The following is a 26,680-nucleotide window of genomic DNA, read 5'->3' on the forward strand; positions in this document are numbered from 1 at the left end:
TGGTCACCGTAGCAACGGCGCGACGCGGGAAAGGCCTAGCGGCCCGGTCCGCGCACGCCGTCAAAAAGTTCTTGCCATTTCTGCAGCACGCGCGCGGCCGAAAAGCGGTCGCGCACGTCTATGGCCGCCTGCGCCATGCGGCTGCGTTCGGCGGCGTCGCCCATGGCTGCGTCCAGCGCCTTCGCCAGCGCGGGCACGTCGCCGTTGGGCCGCACCAGCACGCCGTCCACCCCGTCCCGCACGATTTCGCGCGGGCCGGTATCGCAATCGAAAGAAACCGCGGCGAGTCCGCTGGCCATGGATTCGAGCAGCGTGTTGGACAGGCCTTCGAAGCGCGAAGTCAGCACGTACAGGTCGGCGCTGTCGTACCAGTCGCCGACGTTGCCCGCGCGTCCGGGCATGAAGACGCGCGACGCCAGCCCGGCTTCCCGCAACCGCGCCTCAAGGGCGCGCCGTTCCTCGCCCTCGCCCAGGATAACCAAGTCCCAGTCGGGATGCGATGCCGCCAATTGCGAAAAGGCCTGGATCAGCAGATCGAAACCCTTGTCGGCATGCAGCCGGCCCACCGCCAGCAGGCGCTTGCGGCCGTCGCCCGTAATCGGGGTCAGGATGGGTTCGGCGCGCGGCAGGGGAAAGTGCACCGGATTGGGGATGACGGCCAGGCGGCAGCCGGGCACGTGCCGGTCCAGCCAGTCCGCCGTGCCGCGGGTCAGGGCGACCACGCCGGCCGCTCGCGGGTAGGTCATGCGCCGCAGGCGCTGCCAGAAGCCCGACAGGGTCTGCGAGGGCGGATGGGTGTGTTCCGTCGCGATCACCCGGCAGGACAGGCCCGCGCAGGCCAGGACCGACAGCACGGACGCCGTCGTCATCATGCCCAGCACGATGTCCGGCCGGAACGCGCGGACCACGCGGCGCAGCGCGCGCACGCGCTGCACGTTGCTCCAGATGCCGCGCAGGCCGCCGCCCTCTCCCGCCGTGTGCAGCACCTCGCGGCGCACCTTGGGATGCAGGGCGTAGACGTCGCCCTCGACGCCCGCCTGCGTCACGACCATGACGTCGCGGCCCATCCCGGCCCAATGCGCGCTCAGGTCGGCGGCCACCCGTTCAGCGCCCCCGCCATGCAGCGAATGGATGAACAACAGGACGCGCAAGGGCCGGCCAGCGTCGGTCTGCGTCATTCAATCGGTCTCCCTGGGTTCGGCCTTGCGCAATGCCACCGCCAGGTAGCAGGCGAAGGACAGCAAATACATGAGGCTGGTCGCCAGCATGATGCCGGCCGCTCCCATGCGAGGCGCCAGCACGGTGTTCAGCACCGCCTTCAGCGCGAAGTTGGCGACGGCGATGGCGGCCATGATGCGGTAGCGGTTCTGGCTCGCCAGCAACTGCACCAGGATCAGCACGCCGAAGTAGAACGGCAGTTGCAGCAGGCCCCAGCGCAGCACGTGCGCGACGGCCTCGGTGTTTTCCGCGGTGAAGGCGCCGCGCTGGAACAGCACCGACACGCCCCAGGGCGCCAGCACCCAGCCCAGCGCCACGGCGGCGCTTCCCGCACCCACCATCAGCACGGACCATTTCAGCGCCATGGAGCGCGCGCGGCCGGTATCGCCGCGGGCCTGCACGTCCGCCAGCACGGGCAGCGCCGCCCGGCCCACCGACACGGCGCCGATGCCCAGCAGCAAGGACAGCAGCCGGCTGGCGTAGCCCAGCGTGGCGTTGGCGTTGGCGCCCAGGTTGGCGGCGGTGTATTGGTCCAGCGGCCCGACGAAGCTCATGGCCACCTGGCCGATCAGCATCACGCCGGCCGCGCTCATGAGTTCGGGCCAGTGCGGAGAGCGCAGCGACAGACGCGGCGCGCCCCAGAATCCGCCGTCGGCGCGCGCCGCCAGCCAGGCGAGCCAGACGGTCTGGATGGCATAGCCCACCAGCGTGCCCCACAGCAGCGGCCCCACGCCGTCGGCGCTGGCCGCCAGCATGACCCACGCCAGCGTCGCCACGGCGGGCACGCTATCGAGCAGGGTATTGACGTGCCGTTCCTGCGCGCGCAGCCGCGCGGCGCTGATGCCGGCGATGAGCAACAGGGCCGACACGGGCGCGAACGCCACCAGAAGCTGCCCGGTCATGTCGCCGACGCGGGCCGACAGGCCCTGCCCGAGCATGCCCAGCACTTGCGGCCAGGCGAACCAGGTCAAGAGGGCCAGCGCGATGCCGGCCGCGGCCACCCAGCCCTGCAGCTCGCTGATGAATACGTGTTTTTCGGCCTGGTCCGCGCGGCGAAGCCGCACCAGCACCGGAATCAGGACCACCGACAGCACGCCCACGATCGTCACGGGCAGCCAGGTGGCCATCGTCATCGTGAATTGGTAGGCGTCCACGGCATCGCTGACGCCGTAGCGGTACGCCACCGCCATCTCCTTGATGGCGCCGGCGGCCTTGCCCAGCAGCAGAAACACCGCCACCCGGAACGCGCCCTTGAAAATGCGCTGGTGGTCCGGGTGGATGTTGCCGAGTTTTCTGACGAGTGCTTTCAAATCAACGCAGGAATTGCGTGTACCAGGGCATGGCCACTTCCAGGCCCTGCAGCACGGTGTGCGTGGGCGCGTAGCCCAGCAGGCGGCCCGCCTTGCTGACGTCGGCCTGCGAATGGCGCACGTCCCCCGCGCGGAACTCGCCGTAGACCGGCTTCTTGGCGTAGGCCACGCCTTGATTGCCCAGGGCCTGCGCCAGGAAGTCGAACAGCTGGTTCAGCGTGCTGCGGCCGCTGACCGCCACGTTGTAGACCTGGTTGCGGCCTTCGGCCGGCGCCATGGCGGCCAGGATGTTGGCCTGCACCGCGTTGTCCACGAAGCAGAAGTCGCGGCTGGTCTCGCCGTCGCCGTTGATGGTGACGTCCTTGCCCTGGATCATCGCGGCCGTCCACTTGGGGATCACCGCGGCATACGCGCCGTCCGGGTCCTGGCGCTTGCCGAACACGTTGAAGTAGCGCAGGCCCACGGCCTCGAAGCCATAGGAGCGCGCGAACACGTCGGCGTAGAGCTCGTTGACGTACTTGGTCACCGCGTACGGCGACAGCGGATTGCCGATGTTCTCTTCGACCTTGGGCAGCGCCGGATGGTCGCCGTAGGTGGAGCTGGACGCCGCGTAGACGAAGGATTTCACTTCGGCGTCGCGCGCCGCCACCAGCATGTTCAGGAAACCGCCGATGTTCACCTCGTTGGTGGTGATCGGGTCGTTCAGCGAACGCGGGACCGAACCCAGGGCGGCCTGGTGCAGCACGAAGTCGACGCCCTGCACCGCGCGGCGGCAGGCTTCCAGGTCGCGGATGTCGCCTTCGATGAAGGTGAAGCGGGCCCACTGCTCGGGCGTGACCGAGCCGCGGACTTCATCCAGGTTGCGCTGGTAGCCCGTGGCGAAGTTGTCCAGGCCGACGACGGTCTGGCCCAGCTTCAGCAGGGATTCCAGCAGGTTCGAGCCGATGAAGCCGGCGCAGCCGGTCACCAGCCACTTGCGGGGCGACGACGACAGTTCGTTCTTGACGGTGTCAAAGCGTGTGGTCATGCAGCACCCTCCTTACAAGCGCAGATCGGATTCAGCAGGCGACAACACGTACTTCAAGTCATAAAGAATGTGTTCCGGCTTGCCCAATTTGCGTATTCCGGCCGCACCCATTTCTGTGAATTGATGATGCGCCACGCCCAGGATCACGGCATCGTATGTGCCTTCCTCGAGTTCGGCCACAGGCGTGATGCCGTATTCGTGCACGGCCTCCGCAGGGTCGACCCACGGGTCGTAGACGTCCACGTCCACGTTGTAGTCGCCCAGTTCCTTCACGATGTCCACGATGCGCGTATTGCGCAGGTCGGGGCAGTTTTCCTTGAAGGTCAGGCCCATCACCAGCACGCGCGCGCCCTGCACATGGATGCGGCGCTTGGTCATCGCCTTGACCAGCTGCGACACCACGTAGCCGCCCATCGAGTCGTTCAGGCGACGGCCCGCCAGAATGATCTCGGGGTGGTAGCCGATGGACTGCGCCTTGTGGGTCAGGTAGTACGGATCCACGCCGATGCAGTGGCCGCCCACCAGGCCCGGACGGAACGGCAGGAAGTTCCACTTGGTGCCGGCGGCCTGCAGCACGGCCTCGGTGTCGATGCCCATCTTGTTGAAGATCAGGGCCAGTTCGTTGATCAACGCGATGTTCACGTCGCGCTGCGTATTCTCGATCACCTTGGCGGCCTCGGCCACGCGGATGCTGGACGCCTTGTGCGTGCCGGCGGTGATGATCTGCTGGTACAGCTGGTCGACCAGCTCGGCGACTTCGGGCGTGGAGCCGGAGGTGACCTTCTTGATCGTGCTGACGCGGTGTTCCTTGTCGCCCGGGTTGATGCGCTCGGGGCTGTAGCCGGCGTAGAAGTCCACGTTGAACTTCAGGCCCGACACGCGCTCCAGCACCGGCACGCAGTCTTCTTCGGTGGCGCCGGGATAGACGGTGGATTCGTAGATGACGATGTCGCCGCGCTTGAGCACCGCGCCGATGGTTTCGCTGGCCTTGACCAGCGGCGTCAGGTCCGGCTGCTTGTACTCGTCGATCGGGGTCGGCACGGTCACGATGAACACGTTGGCCTTGCCCAGCTCGGCGCGGTCGGCGGTGTAGCTCAGCTGCTTGGCCTCGGCCAGCTCGGCGTCGCTGACTTCCAGCGTCTGGTCGTGGCCTGCCTTCAGGGCCTCGATGCGGCGCGTATTGATATCGAAACCGATGACCGGACGCTTCTTGCCGAATTCCACGGCCAGCGGCAAGCCGACATAGCCCAGGCCGACGACTGCGAGTTTCACATCCTGGATTCGCAACATAACTCTCCCTTTACCGTAGAACGATTACGGCATTTTAAATTTAGTCTGATGATGGATAACCGAGCCCCCGGCGGTGATCGCCGGGGCGCTCAACACTAATCGGTGGTCCGAAGGACGGAGGGCAGCAGCAGCCAGCCTGGGCGGCGCCAGGACACGAGGCGCGCGTAGAGCCAGATGTAGACGCTGGCGAACACCACCAGGCTGGCGCTGAGCGCCCAGGCGTTGTCCCACCAGATGGTGGCCGGCACCAGGCCGATCAAGGCCAGCACCCACATGTAGGGCGACGCCAGGGCATTGCACAGCGCCGGCACGGCGTGGCGGCGGCCGCGGCTGAACGTCACGCGGACCAGGCGGCGGAACACCAGCTGGTGCAAATGCAGGGCGTCGGGCTGATCCACCGGCACGCCGCGCTTGAAGCGGCGGCGCCAGATCGAGAAGCCGGTTTCGAACACGGGGTAGAACAGCACGGCCAGGGCGTAGAACGGCGACACCGACGGATTGCGCACCACCAGCAGCACCGCCAGCTCGGCCAGCATGAAGCCCAGGAAGTACGCGCCGCCATCGCCCAGGAACACGCGCCCGAACGGGAAGTTCCAGACCAGGAAGCCCAGCGTGGCCGAGGCCAGGGCCGCGGCGACCAGGAAGATCGGCACGTCGCCCACCTGCAGCGCGACCAGGCTGATCGACACCGCCATCAACGTGGCCACCATGCCGGCCAGGCCGTTCATGCCGTCCACGATGTTCAGCGCATGCGTACAGCCGCCCACCGCGAACATGGTGAACAGCAGCGACACTGGCCAGAACGACAGCACGTAGTCCACCGGCGCCATGCCCACGCGGCTCACGCCGCCCAACAGCCACCAGGCGATCGCGGCCGACAGGAACGCGGCCAGCAGACGCTTGCTGGCGCCGATGTCCTTGGTGATGTCTTCGAGCAGGCCGGCCACGAACACGGGCAGCGCCGCGACGAACAGCGCGGGCCACAGCCAGGTCAGGGTCATGTTGCTGGGGCCGAGCACCAGCAGGCCGGCAAGCGTGCCGGCGAGGACCGCCAGCCCGCCCACCCGGGGCGTGGCCCGGGAATGGTTGGCTTGGGGCTTATTGAGGTCGCTGTCGCCAGTAAAAGCGCCATGCCAGCGCTCCGACGCCACGATGAGTCCCCCCACCATGAATGCGACCACGCAGATGTACAGCCAGGTCACAGAATCACCTCTGGTTGGTCTATCGAGACAGGCCCGCCATTATCGGAGGCAGGTGTAACGCCCATATATGGGAGGAATAAGGAAGTGCAATTCCCCGGCACAGAACGTAACGCCCTGCGCCAGGCCGTCGACCCGACCTCCGCCCTCCGGCCGGAAGGCGCCGTCGAGGCAGAACCGCTGACGCGCGGAAATACGGGTTTCATAGAGCGATTGTAGAGCTTTCCGCCCGGGCGCAACCGAAATATCCAAGGGAAAACGCGAACTCCGCCCTATGGCGTAACGGCCGCCCCGCATGCCGCTGCCGCCGGCCTCCCCGAGAAAACGGGGACAAATCAAATCCAAACAAAAAAAAGCCCGAGATCGTGAGATCTCGGGCTAAATCCACCAAAGGAGGAGGGTGGAGGAGACAACCGTGGCATGTTGGGAGCTGGCTTTCCGCTCGCTACGCTTTCGGGGTTTTGCACCGCGCCGACTGCGTTTCAACATCCGATGAGTGAATAGTACCGAGGTTTTTTGTGCGATGCAAGATTTTTTTTGATCTGCCCGCCAGGCTTTTTTTTCCGTTGCATTTTTGCCTCACCCCCGGCACCCTCCCCCTGGAAACCCGCGCCAATCCGTGGCCTTTCCAAAAAAAGGGTTTTTGCCGAATGGGTAAACCCGTTTCGGATTAACCCTAGATCGCCCCGGGTAATCCCGCTCTATCTTTTGCACCAAAGCGGTGCGGCAGGCACCGTCTTGCAGCTTTTTTGCGCATCGCAACATTTCGATGCCGGTGGCCTCAGATCCAGTAGGCGGTGGTCGTCATGACCTTAGACATTGCCTTCATGGCCGTCCTGACGGGGAGGGACAGGGGCACGCCGCCGGCGGCTTCGGCGCTGGCGCGATGCTGCGCCTCGTCTTCCTTCATCTTCTGGACGATCTGGCGGGAACGCTCGTCCTGCACCGGCAAGGTGCGCAGATGGCTTTCGAGGTGGGCCTCGACCTGCTTTTCCGTTTCGGCCATGAAACCCAGGTTGCGGGGCACGCCCGCGTAGCTGGCCAGCACCCCCAGCGCGAATGAGCCGGCGTACCAGACCGGATTCAGCAGGCTGGCGCGGCTGCCGAGTTCGGTCAGGCGCTGATTGCACCAGACCAGGTGGTCCACCTCCTCGGAGGCGGCGTTCAGCAGCAGCGCGCGGGGCGCGGGGTCGCGGCACACGGAGGCCTGCCCGCGGTACAACGCCTGGGCGCAGACTTCCCCGACATGATTCACCCGCATCAGCCCGGCCGCGTGGCGTTTTTCCTGGGCCGACAGGGCCTGCGGCGCCTCTTCGGCGGTGGCCGGGTACGGCCGCCCGGCGGTGGCGCTGCCGCTCAGCACCCGCAACGCGCGGTCCGCTTCGGCCAGCAAGGCGTCCAGGGGATTGGTGCGACGCAGGAAAGAAACAGGGCCGGATCTAGACAGGGCGGTGGACATAAACGACTCCTCGGCAAGGCAGGCGCCGACGCCCCTGATGCGGGGCGGGGCTCTCATGCCCGGAATTGTACGCAACAGGTATCATCAACCATTGACTGCGCTCAAGCAGAAGGACGCGACAACATGGAATGCACGATCGACTGGGGCGGCCCGAACGGCATGCTCTTTACCGCCAGCACCGGCAGCGGCCACGTGGCCGTCATGGACGGCGCCGTGGACGGCGGCGGCCACAATCTGGCCCCCCGCCCGATGGAAATGCTGCTGGCCGGCACCGGCGGCTGCACGGCGTACGACGTCGTGCTGATCCTCAAGCGCGGACGCCACGCCGTCAGCGGCTGCAGCGTCAAGCTGCAGGCCGAGCGCGCCGACAGCGACCCCAAGGTGTTCACCCGCATCCATTTCGCGTTCACCGTCACCGGCCGCAACCTGCCGCGCGCCGCGGTCGAGCGCGCGGTGCAGCTGTCGCACGAAAAGTATTGCTCCGCCTCGGCCATGCTGGAGAAAACCGCCGCGCTGACCTTCTCGGTCGAGATCGTGGACACCCAGGAAGCCCCCGCCGCCGCCTGAGTCGCGCCGCCGTGGTGTAATTCCACCATTAATTCAATTACCTGAGCGCCGCCGCGATCCGTTCGCGGCGGCCTGTCTGCGTCACCCGCGGGGCGGGCGAACAGAAGGACCACCATGAAACAATACCTGGACCTCGTTCAAACCATCCTGGACACCGGCGCGTGGCAGGAGAACCGCACCGGAATTCGCACCCTGAGCATGCCGGGCGCCTCGCTGCGCTTCGACCTGCAAAAGGGCTTCCCCGCGGTGACCACCAAGAAGCTGGCGTTCAAGTCCGCCATTGGCGAAATGGTGGGCTTCCTGCGCGCCTCGCGCAGCGCCGCGGAATTCCGCGAACTGGGCTGCAAGGTCTGGGACCAGAACGCCAACGAGAACAGCCAGTGGCTGGCCAACCCCTACCGGGAAGGGGCCGACGACCTCGGCCCGGTGTACGGCGTGCAATGGCGCCAGTGGCCCGCCTACAAGCTGCTGGACGCCGACCGCGGCGCCCAGATCGCCGACGCCCTCGGGCGCGGGTACGCCAAGGTGGCCGACCTGGAAGAAGCCGGCCGGCCCAAGGTGCTGCTGTACAAGGCGGTGGACCAGTTGCGGCAATGCCTGGACACCATCCACGAACGGCCCGGCGATCGCCGCATCCTCTTCCACGGCTGGAACTGGGCGCAGATCGAGGAAATGGCGCTGCCTCCCTGCCACCTGCTCTATCAGTTCCTGCCGAACGCCACGACCCGCGAAATCTCGTTGTGCCTGTACATCCGCTCCAACGATGTCGGCCTGGGCACGCCGTTCAACCTGACCGAAGGCGCCGCCCTGCTGCACCTGGTGGGCCGGCTGACGGGCTACACGCCGCGCTGGTTCTCCTACTTCATCGGCGACGCCCACATCTATGAGAACCACCTGCCGATGCTGCGCGAACAGCTGAAGCGCGAACCGTACGAGGCGCCCCGCCTCGTCCTGTCCGACCGCATCCCCGACTTCGCGGCCACCGGGCGCTACGAACCCGAATGGCTGGAAAAGGTGGAACCGGGAGACTTCTCGCTGTCCGGCTACCAGCATCACGCCCCGCTCACCGCGGCCATGGCCGTGTAGCACCTGCCCGGGCCGCGCTGGCGCGGCCTTCGATCGGATTCGTCGGCCCCTGCCCCGGGGCGCTGCCCCCCCCGGGGGCAGCCCCCCCTGGCGCGCCCGCGCCCGGCGGCAAGTGAAGATTGGTGAGCATCTGGAAGCGCGATTTCGGTATAACCCATCCCTTAGCCTCGGACGCGCGTCCAGCATGAGTCGCGCCCCGGTGCTTCCGACCGGCTCATGCCGCGCCATGCCCGTCGCTCGCCGCGAAACCGGGCAAACCGCCTGGCTGCGCCGACCACCGGCATTGCCCAGCCGCCTTCCCCTTCCCGACCAGAGAGTACGCGCATCGCCAAACTCGGCAGCAGGATATGGCCTGCGATCGAATTGCAACTGTTAACTACCAATTGATTTGAGTTGAAGCCCGCGCGGCGGCTGTATGCGCTAAGGACAGGACCCCACAAATGCTCGTTGGAACTTATAACCCTTCGCTCGTCCTCGTATCCCTAGGGGTCGCCATCCTGGCGTCGTATACAGCGTTGGGCATGGCCAACCGCGTCCGGGCGGCGAACGGGCTGCCGGCCGCGCGCTACTGGCTGGCCGGCGGGGCCTTCGCCATGGGCGTCGGCATCTGGTCCATGCATTTCGTCGGCATGCTGGCGTTCAGCCTGCCCATTCCCATGGGCTACGACCTGCCCCTGACCGTGCTGTCGCTGGGGATCGCCATCGGCTGCTCCGCCTTCGCGCTGTGGACCGTGAGCAAGGACGAACTGCCCGCCCGGCGGCTGGCGGTGGGCGCCCTGCTGATGGGCGCCGGCATCGCCACGATGCACTACGTCGGCATGGCCGCCATGCGCATGGCGCCGGGCATCGACTACGACCCGAAGTGGTTCGCGCTGTCCATCCTCATCGCGGTGGCCGCTTCGGGCGCCGCCCTCTGGATCACCTACCGGCTGCGCCATGACGGCCCCCGCGTGGCCTTGTCGCGCCCGCTGGCCGCCGTGGTGATGGGCCTCGCCATCGTCGGCATGCACTACACCGGCATGGAAGCCGCGGGCTTCCCGAACGGCAGCATCTGCATGGCCGCCGACGCCGGCATCTCCGCCGGTTGGCTGGCCATCGCCGTGACCGCGGTGACCTTGAGCGTGCTCGCCATCGCCTTGCTGGTCGCGGTGCTGGACAACCGGCTGGAGGCGCGCACCTCCGCCCTGGCCTCCTCGCTGGCCGAGGCCAACGAAGAGCTGGTGCAGCTGGCGCTGCACGACACCCTGACCAAGCTGCCCAACCGCATCCTGCTCGAAGACCGGATGGAGCAGGCCATCGAAAGCGCCAGCCGCCGCAAGGGCTATTTCGCGGTCCTGTTCTTTGACCTGGACGGGTTCAAGGCGGTCAACGACGCCTACGGCCACCACACCGGCGATGCCCTGCTGATCGACCTGGCCCAGCGCATCCGCCAGGCGCTGCGCACCCAGGACACGGTGGCGCGCCTGGGCGGCGACGAATTCATCGTGCTGAGCGAGGTGGTCGAACCCACCGACGCCGCCAACGTGGCCGACCGCCTGATCGACGCCATCGCCCGCCCGGTGATGGTCTACGGGCACGAAGTGCTGGTGACCTCCAGCGTGGGCATCGCCATCTACCCGAACGACGGCGAGGACACCCATACGCTGCTGACCAACGCCGACGCCGCCATGTACCACGCCAAGCGCCTGGGCGGCACCGGCTACAGCTTCTTCGAGCCGTCCATGAACGCGGACGCGCACGAGCAGATCGAACTGCTGCACGACCTGCGCCTGGCCCAGGAGCGCGACCAGTTCGTCCTGCACTACCAGCCCAAGTACGAGGCGCCCGCGGGCCCCATCGTCGGCGCCGAGGCGCTGCTGCGCTGGAACCATCCGACGCGCGGGCTGGTCGGCCCCGACCAGTTCATCCCCACGGCGGAAAAGACCGGCCTGATCCTGTCCATCGGCGAATGGGTCATCAACGAAGCCTGCCGCCAGATGCGCGAATGGATCGACGCCGGGCAAGGCCACTGGACCATCGCCGTCAACATCTCGGCGCTGCAGTTCGCCCACGCCAGCCTGGTGGAAACGGTACGCTCCGCGCTGCTGCGCCACGACGTGCCGCCGGCCTGCCTGACCCTGGAAGTGACCGAATCCACGGCGATGCGCGACGCCGAGGCCAGCCTGGCCGTGCTCAAGCGCCTGTCGACGCTGGGCGTGACGATCTCCATCGACGACTTCGGCACCGGCTATTCCAGCCTGCTGTACCTGAAACGGCTGCCCGCCACAGAACTGAAGATCGACCGCGGCTTCGTGAACCAGCTGGAAAACGACAATGAGGACGCCGCCATCGTTTCGGCCATCGTCGCCCTGGCGCAGCAGCTCAATCTGCGCATCGTGGCCGAAGGCGTGGAAACCACGGCGCAGCAGAAATTCCTGACCGGCCTGGGCTGCGATTCGCTGCAGGGATTCCTGCTGGGCAAGCCCATGCCGGCCACCGAATTCCTGGAACACGCCACGGACTGAGGCCCGCGCGGCGCCAGGCCGCGCAAATTTGCTACGCTAGGCGCGTCCCATCGAAACTCCAACGCCGCCCATCCGCATGTCCGCCCGCCTCACCCTGATCGTCGCCTACTCCACCAACCGCGCCATCGGCCGCGACAACGCCCTGCCCTGGAAGCTGCCGGGCGACCTGGCCCATTTCAAGCGCAGCACGCTGGGCAGCCCCATCATCATGGGCCGCAAGACCTGGGATTCCCTGGGCCGCCCCCTGCCCGGCCGCAGCAATATCGTGATCAGCCGCAATCCGGCCTTCAGCGCGGAAGGCGCCATCCTGGTGCCCTCGCTGGAAGCCGCCATCGGCGCCTGCGGCGACGTGGCCGACGCCTACGTGATCGGCGGCGCGCAGATCTACGCGCAGGCCCTACCCCTGGCGCAGCGCGTGCTGGCCACCGAAGTCCACGCCGAGGTCGAGGGCGACGCCTTCTTTCCGCTGCTGCCCGCTTTCCAGTGGAAGGAAACGGCGCGCGCGCCGCAACCGGCCGAAAACGGCTATGACTACGACTTCGTCACGTATGAACGCGCGTAGGATGGGTGGAGCGCGAGATCCTCTCCACGAGAACCCCGTTCTCCAGCGCGCGAAACCCATGCGGCCGTGGGCAGATTGTGTTCGGCATCGGCCGGAAAACAATCGATTGCAGCCGCATGGGTTTCGCGCGTTGGAGAGTTGTGTTCTAGCTTAAGAACTCTCGCGCTCCACCCATCCTACGCCCCCGCGTTGCGCATGAAGCGCCAGAGCGCCGGCGCCTCCGAATAGGCCACGTTGAAACGCACCCAGGGCGTGTCGGCCTCGTCCGCCTCGAAATAGGAACCCGGCGCCAGCCAGATGCCGTCCTTGAGCGCCAGCTCGGCCAGGCCGTTGGCGCCGCGTTCGCGCCATTGCCCGCCCACCTTGGCCCACAGGAACAGGCCGCCCTGCGGCCGTCCGTAGATCTCGAAGCCGTGCTGCTCCATCTGCCGGGCTACCCCGGCATGAGCCTCGGCCAGCCGCTCGCGGGTGCGGGCGATGTGGGCGCGGTAGCGCCCTTCGCGGATCACCTGGTGCACGATGCGCTCCATGATCTCCGGCGAGGTCAGGCCCACCGCCATCTTGGTGCGCGCGATGTCGCGGGTGAGGTCCCGGTGGGCGACCACGTAGCCCACCCGCACCGACGGACTGATGACCTTGGAATAGCCGCCCAGGTAGACCACCCGCCGGGTGCCGTCCAGGGCGGCGAGCATCGGCGTCACCCCGGGCGCCAGTTCGCGCGAGATGTCGTCCTCGATCACCCACAGCCCATGGCGCTCGGCCGCCTGCAGGATGCGGAACGCGTTGGCCATGCCGATGCTGGCGCCCGACGGATTCTGCAAGGCGGTATTGACGAACAGGGCGCGAGGCCGGTGCCGGGCCGCCGCGGCGTCCAGCGCGTCGCAATCCAGCCCGTCCACCGTGCGCGGCACGGCCACCGCCCGCAAGCCCGCCAACCGCAGCATCTGCAACAGGTTGGCGTAGGCCGGCTGTTCCACCACCACGGTATCGCCGGGCCGCAGCAGCGTGCGGATCACCATGTCCAGGCCATGCGTGACGCCCTGGGTCAGCAGGACCTGCGACGCCTCCACCTCCATGCCCTGCGCGCCGAGGCTGGCCGCGATGGTCTCGCGCAGCGGCGCGTAACCGTAGGGATGGCCGTAGTTGGCGATGCGCATGGCCGGCACCCGCCCCATGTGGCGCAGCGCCATGTGCAGACCTTCTTCGTTCAGCCATTCGCCCGGCAGCCATCCGCAGCCCGATTTGATGGGGATGGAGTGGTCCGCGAAGATGTCCGACAGCAGCCACCCCGCGTTCAGGCGGGGCGGCTCCCACGACAGCGGCTGGCGCGGGCGCGCCGGCGCGTCGGGCGTGGCGACCCGGTAGCCCGCGCCCGGCCGGGCCGCCAGCCAGCCCAGCGACACGAGCCGGCTGTAGGCGCTGGCCACGGTGAACGTGCTGACATCGTGCAGGCGCGCGAACTCGCGCACCGAGGGCAGGGACATGCCCGGGCGGAGCGTCTGCGCCTCGATGGCCTGCAGGATGGCGGCGACCAGTTGCTCGACCAGGGTCGGGGCCTGGCCGCGGGCGCGGTTGGGCTGGAAGTCGATCACGGAGATATCTGTACAGTTGTGTCGTTTACAACTATACAGTTAGCGGCATTTGCGCGGATCGTATATTTGCATTCCCCCCCGGACACACCAGAATCGTCTGCATGCCGCTGGCTGCGCGATTGTCGCGCCGGCCCGGCCCCTGTCCTACCCCTGGAGCCGCCATGAACGCCCCCGCCGCCTTGCCCGACCTGTCCCATCTCTGGATGCCCTTCACTGCCAACAAGCAGTTCAAGGCCCATCCGCGCATGCTGGCCACGGCCAAAGGCATGTACTACACCTCGGCCGACGGGCGCCAGGTGCTGGACGGCACCGCCGGCCTGTGGTGCGTCAACGCCGGCCACGGCCGCGAAGAAATCGTCGCCGCCATCGCCAAGCAGGCGGGCGTCATGGATTACGCCCCGGGCTTCCAGCTGGGCCATCCGCTGGCCTTCGAAGCCGCCACGGCCGTCGCCAGCCTGATGCCGCAGGGCCTGGACCGCGTCTTCTTCACGAATTCGGGTTCCGAGTCCGTCGATACCTCCCTGAAAATCGCCCTGGCCTATCACCGCGCCCGCGGGGAAGGCCAGCGCACCCGCCTGATCGGCCGCGAGCGCGGCTACCACGGCGTGGGCTTCGGCGGCATCTCGGTCGGCGGCATCTCGACCAACCGCAAGACGTTCTCCGGCGCGCTGCTGCCGGCCGTCGATCACCTGCCCCACACGCACAACCTGGAGCAGAATGCCTACTCCAAGGGCCAGCCCGCCTGGGGCGCCCAACTGGCCGACGAGCTGGAGCGCATCATCGCCCTGCACGACGCGTCCACCATCGCCGCGGTGATCGTCGAGCCCATGGCCGGCTCCACCGGCGTGCTGATCCCGCCCAAGGGCTACCTGGAGAAGCTGCGCGAGATCACCTCCAAGCACGGCATCCTGCTGATTTTCGACGAAGTCATCACCGCCTACGGCCGCCTGGGCGCCGCCACCGCCTCCGAGTTCTTCGGCGTGACGCCGGACATCATCGCCATGGCCAAGGGCGTCAGCAACGCGGCCGTGCCCGCGGGCGCGGTCGCCGTCAAGCGCGAGGTGCATGACGCCATCGTGAACGGCCCCGCCGGCGGCATCGAGTTCTTCCACGGCTACACCTATTCGGCGCACCCGCTCGCGGCCGCCGCCATCCTGGCCACGCTGGACATCTACCGCCGCGAGGACCTCTTCGGCCGCGCCCGCAAGCTGTCCGGCGCCTTCCAGGAAGCCGCCCACTCGCTCAAGGGCGCGCCTCACGTCATCGACGTGCGCAACCTGGGCCTGGTCAGCGGCATCGAACTGGCCCCGCGCGCGGGCGCGCCGGGCGCCCGCGCCGCCGAAGTCTTCCAGAAGTGCTTCGACAGCGGCCTGATGGTGCGCTACACCGGCGACATCATCGCCATCTCGCCCCCGCTGATCATCGAGGAAGCCCAGATCGGGCAGATCTTCGAACAAATCGGCAAGATCCTGAAGGAAGTGGCATGAAGACGATCCCGCATTTCATCAACGGCCAGCGTTACGACGGCAGCAGCAGCCGCTACGCCGACGGCTTCAATCCGGCCACCGGCGAAGTCACTTCCTCCATCCCGCTGGCCTCCAACGAGGACGTGGCGCTGGCCGTGGCCTCGGCCAAGGCCGCCTTCCCGGCCTGGTCGGAAACCCCCGCGCTCAAGCGCGCCCGCATCCTGTTCAACTTCAAGGCGCTGCTCGACGAGCACCAGGACGAACTGGCCGAGCTGATCACGCGCGAACACGGCAAGGTCTTCTCCGACGCCAAGGGTGAAGTCACCCGCGGCATCGAGATCGTCGAATTCGCCTGCGGCATTCCCCATCTGCTCAAAGGTCAGTATTCCGACCAGATCGGCGGCGGCATCGACAACTGGAGCATGCGCCAGGCGCTCGGCGTGGTGGCCGGCATCACGCCCTTCAACTTCCCCATGATGGTGCCGTGCTGGATGTTCCCGGTGGCGATCGCCTGCGGCAACACCTTCGTGCTCAAGCCCTCGGAACGCGATCCCTCGGCCTCGCTGCGCCTGGCCGAACTGCTGACCGAAGCCGGCCTGCCCCCGGGCGTTTTCAACGTCGTGCAGGGCGACAAGCAGGCGGTCGACGCGTTGATCGCTCATCCTGACGTCGAGGCCCTGTCCTTCGTCGGATCGACCCCCATCGCCGAATACATCTATTCCGAAGGCACCCGCCGCGGCAAGCGCGTGCAGGCGCTGGGCGGCGCCAAGAACCATCTGGTCGTGATGCCCGACGCCGACCTGGACCAGGTCACCGACGCGCTGATGGGCGCGGCCTACGGCTCGGCCGGCGAACGCTGCATGGCCATTTCGGTGGCCGTGGCGGTGGGCGATGTGGCCGACGAGCTGATCAAGCGCCTGACTCCGCGGGTGCAGTCCCTGATCGTCAAGGACGGCATGCAATCGGACGCGGAAATGGGTCCGCTGGTGACCTCGCAGCATCGCGCCAAGGTCATGGGCTACATCGAAGACGGCATCGCCGCCGGCGCCGACATGGTGGTGGACGGACGCGGCCTGAAGGTTGCCGGCAACGAGCGCGGCTTCTTCCTGGGCGGCACCTTGTTCGACAACGTGAAGCCGTCGATGAACATCTACCGTGAAGAAATCTTCGGGCCGGTGCTGTGCATCGTGCGCGTGCCGGACTTCGCCACCGCGGTGGACCTGATCAACGCGCATGAATTCGGCAACGGCGTGGCCTGCTTCACGTCCGACGGCGGCGTGGCGCGCGCTTTCGCCCGCCAGATCAAGGTCGGCATGGTCGGCATCAACGTGCCGATCCCCGTGCCCATGGCCTGGCATTCCTTCGGCGGCTGGAAGCGTTCGCTGTTCGGCGACCACCACGCCTACGGCGAGGAAGGCATCCGCTTCTATTCGCGCTACAAGAGCGTGATGCAGCGCTGGCCGGACAGCATCGCCAAGGGCGCGGAATTCACGATGCCTGTGGCTAAGTGAGGGTCCCCCCCCGAAGCGCGGCGCGCTTCCCCCCCAGGGGGGCGTCGCTGCGGACCGGCGGAGCCGGATCCGCGCGACCCGGCTTGGGGGAGATGTTGCCAGTTTGGGGAAGGCGAGTAGTGTGATGGGCGCGGGGTGATTCCCGCGCCCTTTTACATTGGAACGACAGGGGGAAATCCGATGCGCATCGGGATAGGCGGTTTTCAGCACGAAACCAATACGTTCGCGCCGTCGCGCGCCGCTTGGGAGGACTTCGCCGACAAGGGCGGGGGCTGGCCCAGGCTGGTCAGCGGGCCCGCGATGTTCCAGGCGGTCGCGGGCGCCAACATCCCGGTGGCCGGGTTCATCGAGGCGATGGAACAGCACACGCTGCTGCCCACCACGTGGGCGGCGGCCAGCCCCTCGGGCCCCGTCACCCGGGACGCCTTCGAACGCATCAGCGCCATGATCCTGCAAGGCCTGGCCCAGGCCGCGCCGCTGGACGGCGTCTACCTGGACCTGCATGGCGCGATGGTGACCGAACACCTGGACGACGGCGAAGGCGAATTGCTCAGGCGCGTGCGCGAACTGGTGGGGCCGGACGTGCCCGTGGTGGCCAGCCTGGACCTCCACGCCAATGTCACGCGCGCCATGGTCCGCCATGCCGACGCCCTGGTCTGTTATCGGACCTATCCGCACATCGATATGGCCGAGACCGGCCAGCGCGCCGCGGAGCTGCTGCACAAACGGCTGGCGGGCATGCCGCGGCCCAGCGTGGCGCTGCGTTCCCTGCCCTACCTGATTTCCCTGTGCTGGCAGTCCACCGACATCGAACCCTCGCGCAGCCTGTACCGGCTGGTGGGCGAGATCGAAGCGCGGGGCGTCCTCAGCCTGTCTTTCGCCACGGGTTTTCCCGCGGCGGACTTCCCCGAATGCGCGCCCACGGTGTGGGCCTACGGCGCCCCCCAGGCCGAAGCCGACGCCGCGGCCGACGAAATGACCCGCGCCGTGCTCGATGCGGAACGCGACTTCGGCGGCCGGCTCTACACGCCCGACGAAGCCGTGCAGGAAGCCTTGAGGCTGGCGCGGGACGCCAGCAAGCCGGTGGTCATCGCCGACGCGCAGGACAACCCCGGCGCGGGCGGCAGCTCGGACACCACCGGGGTGCTGCGCGCCCTGATCCGCCACGATGCGCGCGACGCCGCCATCGGCTTGATCGTCGACCCGCAGGCCGCGTTGGCCGCCCACCGCGCCGGCGTCGGCAAGAAGGTCAGGATTGCACTGGGTGGACATTCGGGTATTCCCGACGACGAACCCCTGGACACCGAATTCATTGTCGAGAAAACTTCGGATGGGCGTTTCGATACGCACGGCGCGTTCTACCGCGGATTCCACATGGACCTGGGCCCCAGCGCCTGCCTGCGCATCGGCGGCGTGCGCATCATCGTCGCCTCCAACAAGGTGCAGATGGCCGACCAGGAGATGTTCCGTTTCGCGGGCGTGGAGCCGCGCCGCGCGGCGATCCTGGTGGTCAAGAGCTCGGCGCATTTCCGCGCGGATTTCACGGCCATCGCGCAAACGATCCTGGTATGCGCGGCCCCCGGCTCCATGCTGATGGATGCGGCAAAACAACCATGGACACGGTTGCGTCCGGGCATCAGAATGGCGCCTTGCGGACCGGTCTTTTCCGGCCGGTCGGCTACTGCCTGAACCTCGCACGCCGCCACGCGCGGCGGGTTAACGACGCAGCGGCGCAATACGCCGCTCATTACGCATCAAGGGGAAGATTCATGCTGAAGTTCGTCCGAGCCGCCGCGTTGGCGGGCGCAACCCTGATGATGGCTCACGGCGCCTATGCCGAGACCGTCATCAAGACGGTGATGCACTCGCCTCTGCGCCTGACCGATCCGCATGCCACCACCGCGTACATCACGACGTGGCACGGCTACATGATCTACGACACCCTGCTGGCCACCGACGCCGACAACAAGATCCAGCCGCAGATGCTGGAGAAATGGGAAGTCTCGCCCGACGGCAAGACCTACACCATGACGCTGCGCGACGGCCAGAAATGGCATGACGGCAAGCCTGTCACCTCGGAAGACTGCGTGGCCTCGATCAAGCGCTGGGCCGCCGGCGACGGCATGGGCCGCACGCTGCTGAAGTTCACCGACAAGATCGAAGTCATCGACGACAAGAACTTCCGCATCGTCATGAAGGAGCCCACCGACCTGGCGCTGCGCGCCCTGTCCAAGCCCACCGGCACCGCCCCCTTCATGATGCCCAAGCGCATCGCGGACCAGGCCATCGGCCAGCCCATCACCGACATGACCGGCTCGGGCCCGTTCAAGGTCATCGAGTTCAAGCCCGGCGTGAAGACGGTCTACGCCAAGAATGCCGACTACGTGCCGCGCAAGGAACCCGCCAGCGGCCTGGCCGGCGGCAAGGTCGTCAACGTGGACAAGGTCGAATGGGATGTGATGCCGGACGCGCTGACCACCGCCAACGCGCTGCTGGGCGGCGAGATCGACTTCGTCGAGCAGTTCCCGTACGACCTGCTGCCGATGATCGAAGGCAACAAGGACCTGAAGGAAGAGTCGCTCAGCCCGGTCGGCTACTTCACGATGTACCGCTTCAACTTCAAGTACCCGCCCTTCAACAACAAGAAGGTCCGCCAGGCCGCAATGTACGCCATCGGCCAGGAAGACGTGATGAAGGCGCTGGTCGGCAATCCCAAGTACTGGAAGACCTGCGCATCGCTGTGGGGCTGCGGCACGCCGCTGGAAAGCGACATCGGCAAGGACATGGTCGTGCCGTCCAACATCGAGAAGGCCAAGGCGCTGCTGAAGGAAGCGGGCTACGACAACACCCCCATCCTGGTGATGCACGCCACCGACGTGGGCACGCTCTCGGCCCAGCCGGTCGTGATGGCCCAGGCGCTGCGCAAGGCCGGCTTCAACGTCAACCTGGCCGCGATGGACTGGCAGAGCGTGGCCACCCGCCGCGCCTCCAAGGCCGCGCCGGCCGAAGGCGGCTGGAACATCCACAACACCAACTGGTACGCCACCGACGTGATGGATCCGGTCCGTTCGGCCCCGGCTGCCGCCAATGGCGACAACGCGTGGTTCGGCTGGCCCGACTTCCCGCAGATCGAGGAATTGCGCACGAAGATGGCGCTGACCTCCGACCCCGCGGAACAGAAGAAGATCGCCGAGGAAGTGCAGCGCATCGGCATCGATGAAGGCCTGTACGTGCCGCTGGGCCAGATGTCCGTGCCCACGGTGTATTCGACCAAGCTGTCGGGCCTGGTGCATGCGCCGGTCTTCGCATTCTGGAACGTCAAGAAAGCCCCTTGACGGGCGCGTAGTACAGGGGGAATTACATGCTGGCATTTGTCTCACGCCGGCTCCTCGCGACCATCCCCGTTCTGGTGATGGTCGCGGTGGTGGTCTTCGCGATATTGCGTTTCAGCCCGGGCGATCCGGCCATCATCATGGCGGGCGACGGCGCCACGCCCGAGCGCATCGTCCAGATACGCCAGACGATGGGCCTGGACCAACCGGTCATCAAGCAGTTCTTCATCTGGGGCGGCAAGCTCCTGCAAGGCGACCTGGGCACTTCGCTCATGTCGGGCGTGCCGGTCACCAAGCTCATTGGGCAGCGCCTTGAACCGTCGCTCAGCCTGGCGGTGCTGACCCTGGCCTTCACGCTGATCGTCGCCATCCCGCTGGGCATACTCGCGGCATGGCGCCAGGGCAAGCTGCTGGACCGCGCGGTGATGGGCTTTTCGGTGCTGGGCTTCTCGGTGCCCGTGTTCGTCACCGGCTACCTGCTCATCTGGCTCTTCGCCATCAAGCTGGGCTGGTTCAACGTGCAGGGCTACGTGCCGCTGGACAAGGGCTTCTGGCCCTACCTGCACCGCCTCATCCTGCCGTCGCTGGCCCTGTCCACGGTCTACGTCGCGCTGATCGCGCGCATCACGCGCACCAGCGTGATCGAAGTCATGGGAGAGGATTTCATCCGGACGGCCCGCTCCAAGGGCCTGGGCGAAACCGGCGTCCTGCTGGGGCATGCCCTGCGCAACGCCGCCGTGCCCATCGCCACCGTCGTGGGCCTGGGCATCGCGCTGCTGATCAGCGGCGTGGTCGTGACCGAATCGGTATTCAACATCCCCGGCCTGGGCCGGCTGGTGGTGGAAGCCGTGCTGGCCCGCGACTACCCGGTCATCCAGGGCCTGACGCTCTTCTTCGCGTTCGTCTACGTGTTCATCAATCTGGTTGTCGATTGCGCCTACACGGTGTTCGACCCGCGGATCAGGTACTAGGGGCCCACCATGCAAACGCCAACCGACGCCGCCGATCTGCCTGGCGGCGGCAATCCCCAAGTCACGGCCTGGCGGCAAGTCCGCCAGGGGCTCAAGAGCTGGCCCGTCATGCTGGCGCTGGTGGTGCTGGCGACGATCGTCGCCATCGCGCTGTTCGCGCCCCTGCTGGGCACCGTCGATCCCACGTTCATCGATCCCGGCGCCCGCCTGAAACAGCCCTTCTCCGACTACCTCTTCGGCACCGATGCCTTCGGCCGCGACGTCTGGTCGCGCGTGGCCTACGGCGCCCGCGTCTCGCTCATCGCGGGCCTGGGCGCGGCGGTCGTCAGCGTCGCCATCGGGTTGGTCGTCGGCGTGATCGCGGGCTGGTTCCGCTCGCTGGACGGACTGATCATGCGCACCATGGACGCCATCATGGCCATTCCCGGCATCCTGCTGGCGATCGCCCTGGTGTCCGTGACCGGCGCCAGCCTCACCACCGTGCTCGTGGCCATCACCATTCCGGAAATCCCCCGGGTGGTGCGGCTGGTCCGCGGCCAGATCCTGACGGTGCGCGGCGAGCCCTACGTCGAGGCGGCGCTGGCCCTGGGCACGCCGCTGCCGCTGTTGCTGTGGCGGCACATGGTGCCCAGCACGATCGCGCCGCTGACGGTGCAAGGCACTTACGTCTTCGCGTCCGCGATGCTGACCGAGGCCATCCTCAGCTTCCTGGGCGCGGGCATCCCGCCCGAGATCGCCTCCTGGGGCAACATCATGTCCGAAGGCCGCATGTACTTCCGCATGCTGCCCGGGCTGATTCTCTTCCCGGGCCTGTTCCTGTCGCTGACCGTTCTCAGCGTGAACATCCTGGGCGATGCCCTGCGCGATGCGCTGGACCCGAAAATGGTGCGGAGGATCTGATGCCCTACACCCCCACTCCCCCCGCGGGCGACACCTCGTCCGCCATCCTGGCCATCCGCAACCTGTCGGTGGAAGTCGCGGGCGCGGGCAACCGCGTCGTGCGCAACCTCAGCCTGGACGTGCACGCCGGCGAAACGGTCTGCGTCGTCGGCGAATCGGGCTCGGGCAAGTCCGTCACGTCCCTGGCCGTCATGGGCCTGCTGCCGCCGGGCGTGCTGTCGGTCAACGCCGGCTCGATCCGCGTGGAAGGCGAGGACGTGGTCACCGCCACGCAGCGGCGCCTGCGCGAAATGCGCGCCACCCGCATGGCGATGGTGTTCCAGGAGCCCATGACCGCGCTGAACCCCGTGCACACGGTGGGCAAGCAGGTCGACGAAGTGCTGCGCCTGCACCGCAAGAAGATGTCGGCGGCGCAACGCCGCGAGAAGGTGCTGGAGATGTTCCGGTCGGTGCACCTGCCCGACGTCGAACGCATCTTCGACTCCTATCCGCACCAGCTTTCCGGCGGCCAGCGCCAGCGCATCGTCATCGCCATGGCGCTGATCCTGGAACCCAAGCTGCTCATCGCCGACGAGCCCACCACGGCGCTGGACGTCACCACGCAGAAGCAGATCCTGGCGCTGATCAAGGAACTGCAGGTCAAGCACCAGACCGCCGTGCTGTTCATCACCCATGATTTCGGCGTCGTGGCGGAGATCTCCGACCGCATCGTCGTGATGAACCGCGGAGACCTGGTCGAAAGCGGCTCCCGCCACGAGATCCTGGCCGAACCCAAGCAATCCTACACCCGGCGCCTGGTGTCGTCGGTTCCCAGCCTGGTGCCCTCGCGCCGCGAGGCGCCCGACGGCATGCCGGTGCTGCACGTCAAGGGGCTGGGCCGCACCTACGGCGGCAAGCGTTCGGTGCTGTCGCGCAAGGCCGCGCACAATATCGTCGCGGCCTCCGACGTGAACCTGACCCTGCGCAAGGGCGAGATCCTCGGCATCGTGGGCGAATCCGGCTCGGGCAAATCCACGGTGGCGCGCTGCATCGTGCGCCTGATCGAGCCCACCGCCGGCCACATGATGATGGGCGGCGAAGACCTCAGCACCCTGTCCGGCTCGGCGCTGCGCCCCGTGCGCCGGCGGATCCAGATCGTGTTCCAGGATCCCTATCGCTCGCTGAACCCGCGCCGCACCGTCGGCGAATCCATCATCGAGGGCCTGCTCAACTTCGGCGTGCCCCGCGACCAGGCCTTGAAGCGCGCCGGCGAAACCCTGACGGTGGTGGGCCTGAGCCCGGACGCGATGCGCCGCTACCCGCACCAGTTCTCCGGCGGCCAGCGCCAGCGCATCTGCATCGCGCGCGCCCTGGTCATGGACCCGGAGATCCTGGTCGCCGACGAAGCCGTGTCGGCGCTGGACGTCTCGGTGCAGGCCCAGGTGCTGGAACTGCTGGAGCAGGTGCGCCAGCGCACCGGCGTGGGCGTGCTGTTCATCACCCATGACCTGCGCGTGGCGGCGCAAATCTGCGACACCATCATGGTCATGCAGCGCGGCAAGGTCGTCGAGACCGGCTCCGCCGAGACCGTGCTGACCGAGCCGCGCCATGAATACACCCGGGCCCTGATCGATGCCGCGCCCGGGCGGGACTGGGACTTCCGCAATTTCCGGCCGATCTCGGCCGGCCTGGCGTCGGCCCCCGCGCCCTGACGCACCGATCCGCCTACAGGAACCGAAATGCCGCAACCGCATGAACTGTCCGCCGTGGAACTGCTCCAGGCATACCGCGCCAGGACGCTGTCGCCCGTCGAAGTCACCCGTTCCGTGCTGGAGCACATCGCGCGCTGGGAGCCGCGGCTCAAGGCCACCTATGCGCTGGACCCCGAAGGCGCGATGGCGATGGCGCGGGCCTCCGAGGCCCGCTGGATGAAGGGCGAACCCCAATCCACCGGCGGCTACTCGCTGGACGGCGTGCCGTCCACCATCAAGGAAAACATTGCCACTCGCGGCGTGCCGGTGCCGCTGGGCACGGCCGCCACCGACCTGACGCCGGCCGCGGCCGACGCGCCGCCCGCGGCCCGCATGCGCGAAGCCGGCGCGGTGCTGCTGGGCAAGACCACCATGCCCGACTACGGCATGCTGTCCTCCGGGCTGTCCAGCTTCCATGAGTTGACGCGCAATCCCTGGGATCTGTCCAAGAACCCGGGCGGCTCCAGCGCCGGCGCGGGCGCCGCCGCCGCGGCGGGTTACGGGCCCCTGCACATCGGCACCGACATCGGCGGTTCGGTGCGGCTGCCGGCGGCCTGGTGCGGCATCGCCACGCTCAAGCCCAGCCTGGGCCGCATTCCCATCGACCCGCCCTTCATGGGCCGCTGCGCCGGCCCTATGACCCGCACGGTCGCCGACGCCGCGCTCATGATGGGCGTGCTGTCGCAGCCCGACGCGCGCGACCACATGAGCCTGCCCTTCCAGGAGTTCGACTGGCTGAACCTGGAGCGCGACGTGCGCGGCCTGCGCATCGGCCTGCTGATGGACGCGGGCTGCGGCCTGCCGGTAGACCCCGAAATCCGCGAGGCGGTGGAAGCCGCCGCGCGCGCCTTCGAGGCCGCGGGGGCCATCGTGACCCCCATGCAGCCCTGGATGACCCCGGACATGCTGGACGGCGTGGACCGCTTCTGGCGCACCCGCTCGGCGCTCGACCTGGCCGCCCTGCCCGAAGCGCGCCGCGCCAAGATCCTGCCTTTCATCCGCGCCTGGGCCGAAAGCGGCGGGGGCCAGTCCGGCGAGGACGTGTTCCGCAGCTACTACGAGACCCTCAACGTCCGCGCGCGGACCGTCGCGGCCTGCGCGCCCTACGACTACGTGCTTTCGCCGGTGGCGCCGGTGGTGGCGTACAACGCCGAATGGCCCTCGCCCACCAACGAGGTCGCCACGACGATGCACCACATCGGCTTCACCCTGCCCTTCAATATGAGCGAGCAGCCCGCCGCCTCCGTCAATTGCGGCTACACCAAGGCCGGGCTGCCCATCGGGCTGCAGATCGCCGGCCCGCGCTTCGACGACCTGGGCGTGCTGCGGATCGCGCGCGCCTGGGAACGGCTGCGCCCCGCGCAACATCCCTGGCCCCAGCCTCCCGAGGCGGCCTGACCCTTCCACAAGCACCCCACAGGAATCCCCATGCGTTGGCTTTTGGCAATGATCAAGCACGAGACGAACACGTTTTCGCCCGTGCCGACCCCGCTGGAACGTTTCTTCCGCGGCAATCCCGAGATCCTGGCTGGCGAGCGCGCCATCAAGGCCTACGAGAACACCGACAGCGGCCTGGGCGGCTACATCGAGGTGGCGCGCCTCGCAGGCGCCGAGATGGTGGTGCCCGTGGCGGCGGAGTCCTGGCCCAGCGGCCCGGCCAGCGCCGAAACCCATGAACGGCTGTGCAAACTGATCCTGGACGAGGTCAAGCGCGGCGGCTTCGACGCCATCCTGCTGGACCTGCACGGCGCCATGGTGGCCGAGGGCGTGGACGACGCCGAAGGCGACCTGCTGCGCCGCCTGCGCGAAATCGATCCCGCGACGCCGGTGGCGGTCACGCTCGACATGCATGCCAACATCTATGACGACATCGTCAAGAACGCCACCGTCATCAGCGGCTTCCACACCTATCCCCACGTGGACATCCGCGAATCGGGCGTGCGCGCGGCCAACGTGATCGTTCGCACGCTGAAGGGAGAGATCAAGCCCGTGATGGCCTGGGCCAACAAGCCCATGCTGCCCCACATCATGTGCCAGGGCACCCACGCCGCGCCCAACAAGCCCTTGCAGGAACGCTGCAAGGAACTGGAGGCCGGCGGCGTGCTGGCCGCCTCGGTCTTCGTGGGCTTTCCTCACGCCGACATCCACGAGGCCGGCCTGAGCGCCGTGGTCTGTACGGACGGCAAGCTGGCCGAGGCCGAGCAGTACCGCGACGAGCTGCTGGAACGGGCCTGGACGGACCGCGCCGACTGGGTGTTCCATCCGGAACCCCTGGCGCCCACCATCGCGCGCGCCAAGGCCATCGAGCAGGGGCCGGTGGTGCTGCTGGACCACTACGACAACACGGGATCGGGCGGCACGATGGACACCACGGCCGTCCTGGCCGAAGTGCTGCGCCAGGAGCTGGACAACGTCGTCTTCTACGCCATCTGCGACCCGCAGGCCGCGCTGGAGGCGGCCGCGGCCGGCGTGGGCCGGACCATCACGCTCAAGCTGGGCGGCAAGATGGCCATGCCCGCCATCAAGGAAGCGAGCGAGCCGCTGGAAGTCACCGGCCGCGTCAAGCTGGTGTTCGACGGCGTCTACCTCAACCGCGGCCCCATGTACCGCGGCGTGCGCAACGATACCGGCCTGACCGTGGTGATCGACACGGGCCGCGTGGAAATCGTGGTGGTCTCGCGCCACCAGGAGCCCTTCGACGTCAATTGCCTGCTGTCGGCCGGCATCGATCCGCTGCAAAAGCGCTATGTGGTCCTGAAGAGCCGTGTGCACTGGCGCGCGGGCTTCTCCGACATGGCCACGGCGGTCATCGAATGCACGGGCGTGGGGGTCACCACCTCCGATTACGGCCAGCTCGACTTCCAGAAGGTGCGCCGCCCGATCTACCCGCTGGATCCGCTTTAATCCCCCTCCGCTCCCCATGACCCGGCCGGCGCGACAGCGCCGGCTTTCATTT

20 protein-coding genes are annotated in these 26,680 nt (G+C 67.6%); 13 read left to right on the plus strand and 7 right to left on the minus strand.

Going from position 1 to position 26,680, the window contains the following annotated elements; all coding sequences use genetic code 11:
* Positions 1-35: 35 nt before the first annotated feature.
* The 6 genes from ADE01S_RS02530 to coq7 form a co-directional block, all read right to left on the minus strand.
* Positions 36-1,178 (minus strand): glycosyltransferase family 4 protein, encoded by a 1,143-nt coding sequence (locus tag ADE01S_RS02530; RefSeq protein ID WP_062679891.1) that lies wholly within the window; start codon positions 1,176-1,178, stop codon positions 36-38.
* Entirely contained in the window at positions 1,179-2,528 is a 1,350-nt protein-coding gene (murJ, locus tag ADE01S_RS02535; RefSeq protein ID WP_062679892.1) for a murein biosynthesis integral membrane protein MurJ, read from the minus strand.
* Position 2,529: 1 nt separating this feature from the next.
* Positions 2,530-3,555, minus strand: coding sequence for an SDR family oxidoreductase (locus ADE01S_RS02540; RefSeq protein ID WP_062679893.1), 1,026 nt, complete (start codon positions 3,553-3,555; stop codon positions 2,530-2,532).
* Between the two features lie 12 nt (positions 3,556-3,567).
* Positions 3,568-4,845: a Vi polysaccharide biosynthesis UDP-N-acetylglucosamine C-6 dehydrogenase TviB gene (tviB, locus tag ADE01S_RS02545; RefSeq protein ID WP_062679894.1), complete on the minus strand. Its 1,278-nt coding sequence runs from the start codon at positions 4,843-4,845 to the stop codon at positions 3,568-3,570.
* A 95-nt stretch (positions 4,846-4,940) separates the two neighbouring features.
* On the minus strand, positions 4,941-6,047 hold the full coding sequence (locus tag ADE01S_RS02550; protein WP_056325286.1) for an MraY family glycosyltransferase: 1,107 nt from the start codon (positions 6,045-6,047) through the stop codon (positions 4,941-4,943).
* Between the two features lie 778 nt (positions 6,048-6,825).
* Positions 6,826-7,503 (minus strand): 2-polyprenyl-3-methyl-6-methoxy-1,4-benzoquinone monooxygenase, encoded by a 678-nt coding sequence (gene coq7 / locus ADE01S_RS02555; RefSeq protein ID WP_062679895.1) that lies wholly within the window; start codon positions 7,501-7,503, stop codon positions 6,826-6,828.
* Between the two features lie 123 nt (positions 7,504-7,626).
* Between coq7 and ADE01S_RS02560 the strand changes: the two genes are divergently transcribed.
* The 4 genes from ADE01S_RS02560 to ADE01S_RS02575 all read left to right on the plus strand — a co-directional run bounded on the left by ADE01S_RS02560 (position 7,627) and on the right by ADE01S_RS02575 (position 12,222).
* Positions 7,627-8,070, plus strand: a complete 444-nt coding sequence (locus ADE01S_RS02560; protein ID WP_062679896.1) for an OsmC family protein — start codon at positions 7,627-7,629, stop codon at positions 8,068-8,070.
* Between the two features lie 114 nt (positions 8,071-8,184).
* A complete protein-coding gene (locus tag ADE01S_RS02565; RefSeq protein WP_062679897.1) occupies positions 8,185-9,156 on the plus strand; it encodes a thymidylate synthase in 972 nt (323 codons plus the stop codon).
* Positions 9,157-9,596: 440 nt separating this feature from the next.
* A complete protein-coding gene (locus ADE01S_RS02570; RefSeq protein ID WP_062679898.1) occupies positions 9,597-11,660 on the plus strand; it encodes a putative bifunctional diguanylate cyclase/phosphodiesterase in 2,064 nt (687 codons plus the stop codon).
* A 76-nt stretch (positions 11,661-11,736) separates the two neighbouring features.
* On the plus strand, positions 11,737-12,222 hold the full coding sequence (locus ADE01S_RS02575) for a dihydrofolate reductase (protein WP_062679899.1): 486 nt from the start codon (positions 11,737-11,739) through the stop codon (positions 12,220-12,222).
* A 176-nt stretch (positions 12,223-12,398) separates the two neighbouring features.
* Here ADE01S_RS02575 and ADE01S_RS02580 read toward each other — a convergent pair whose 3' ends face one another.
* Positions 12,399-13,814, minus strand: a complete 1,416-nt coding sequence (locus ADE01S_RS02580; RefSeq protein WP_062679900.1) for an aminotransferase-like domain-containing protein — start codon at positions 13,812-13,814, stop codon at positions 12,399-12,401.
* 161 nt (positions 13,815-13,975) lie between these two features.
* Between ADE01S_RS02580 and aptA the strand changes: the two genes are divergently transcribed.
* The 9 genes from aptA to ADE01S_RS02625 all read left to right on the plus strand — a co-directional run bounded on the left by aptA (position 13,976) and on the right by ADE01S_RS02625 (position 26,628).
* Positions 13,976-15,301, plus strand: coding sequence for an omega-aminotransferase AptA (gene aptA, locus ADE01S_RS02585; protein ID WP_062679901.1), 1,326 nt, complete (start codon positions 13,976-13,978; stop codon positions 15,299-15,301).
* On the plus strand, positions 15,298-16,791 hold the full coding sequence (locus ADE01S_RS02590) for a CoA-acylating methylmalonate-semialdehyde dehydrogenase (RefSeq protein ID WP_062679902.1): 1,494 nt from the start codon (positions 15,298-15,300) through the stop codon (positions 16,789-16,791). Before aptA ends, ADE01S_RS02590 begins: the two co-directional genes overlap by 4 nt.
* A 180-nt stretch (positions 16,792-16,971) precedes the next feature.
* On the plus strand, positions 16,972-18,480 hold the full coding sequence (locus tag ADE01S_RS02595) for a M81 family metallopeptidase (protein WP_062679903.1): 1,509 nt from the start codon (positions 16,972-16,974) through the stop codon (positions 18,478-18,480).
* Positions 18,481-18,560: 80 nt separating this feature from the next.
* Positions 18,561-20,126 (plus strand): ABC transporter substrate-binding protein, encoded by a 1,566-nt coding sequence (locus ADE01S_RS02600; protein ID WP_062679904.1) that lies wholly within the window; start codon positions 18,561-18,563, stop codon positions 20,124-20,126.
* 26 nt (positions 20,127-20,152) lie between these two features.
* Positions 20,153-21,094: an ABC transporter permease gene (locus tag ADE01S_RS02605; protein ID WP_062679905.1), complete on the plus strand. Its 942-nt coding sequence runs from the start codon at positions 20,153-20,155 to the stop codon at positions 21,092-21,094.
* Between the two features lie 9 nt (positions 21,095-21,103).
* Positions 21,104-21,994, plus strand: a complete 891-nt coding sequence (locus tag ADE01S_RS02610) for an ABC transporter permease (RefSeq protein WP_062679906.1) — start codon at positions 21,104-21,106, stop codon at positions 21,992-21,994.
* The gene (locus tag ADE01S_RS02615) at positions 21,994-23,685 is read left to right on the plus strand and encodes an ABC transporter ATP-binding protein (RefSeq protein ID WP_062679907.1); all 1,692 of its coding nucleotides are present in this window, start codon (positions 21,994-21,996) and stop codon (positions 23,683-23,685) included. The genes ADE01S_RS02610 and ADE01S_RS02615 overlap by 1 nt, the downstream gene beginning before the upstream one ends.
* Before the next feature lie 27 nt (positions 23,686-23,712).
* A complete protein-coding gene (locus tag ADE01S_RS02620) occupies positions 23,713-25,122 on the plus strand; it encodes an amidase (protein WP_062679908.1) in 1,410 nt (469 codons plus the stop codon).
* Positions 25,123-25,152: 30 nt separating this feature from the next.
* Positions 25,153-26,628: a M81 family metallopeptidase gene (locus tag ADE01S_RS02625; RefSeq protein WP_062679909.1), complete on the plus strand. Its 1,476-nt coding sequence runs from the start codon at positions 25,153-25,155 to the stop codon at positions 26,626-26,628.
* Positions 26,629-26,680 lie beyond the last annotated feature (52 nt).

Source organism: Achromobacter denitrificans NBRC 15125, from assembly GCF_001571365.1.
GTDB lineage: Bacteria > Pseudomonadota > Gammaproteobacteria > Burkholderiales > Burkholderiaceae_B > Achromobacter > Achromobacter denitrificans.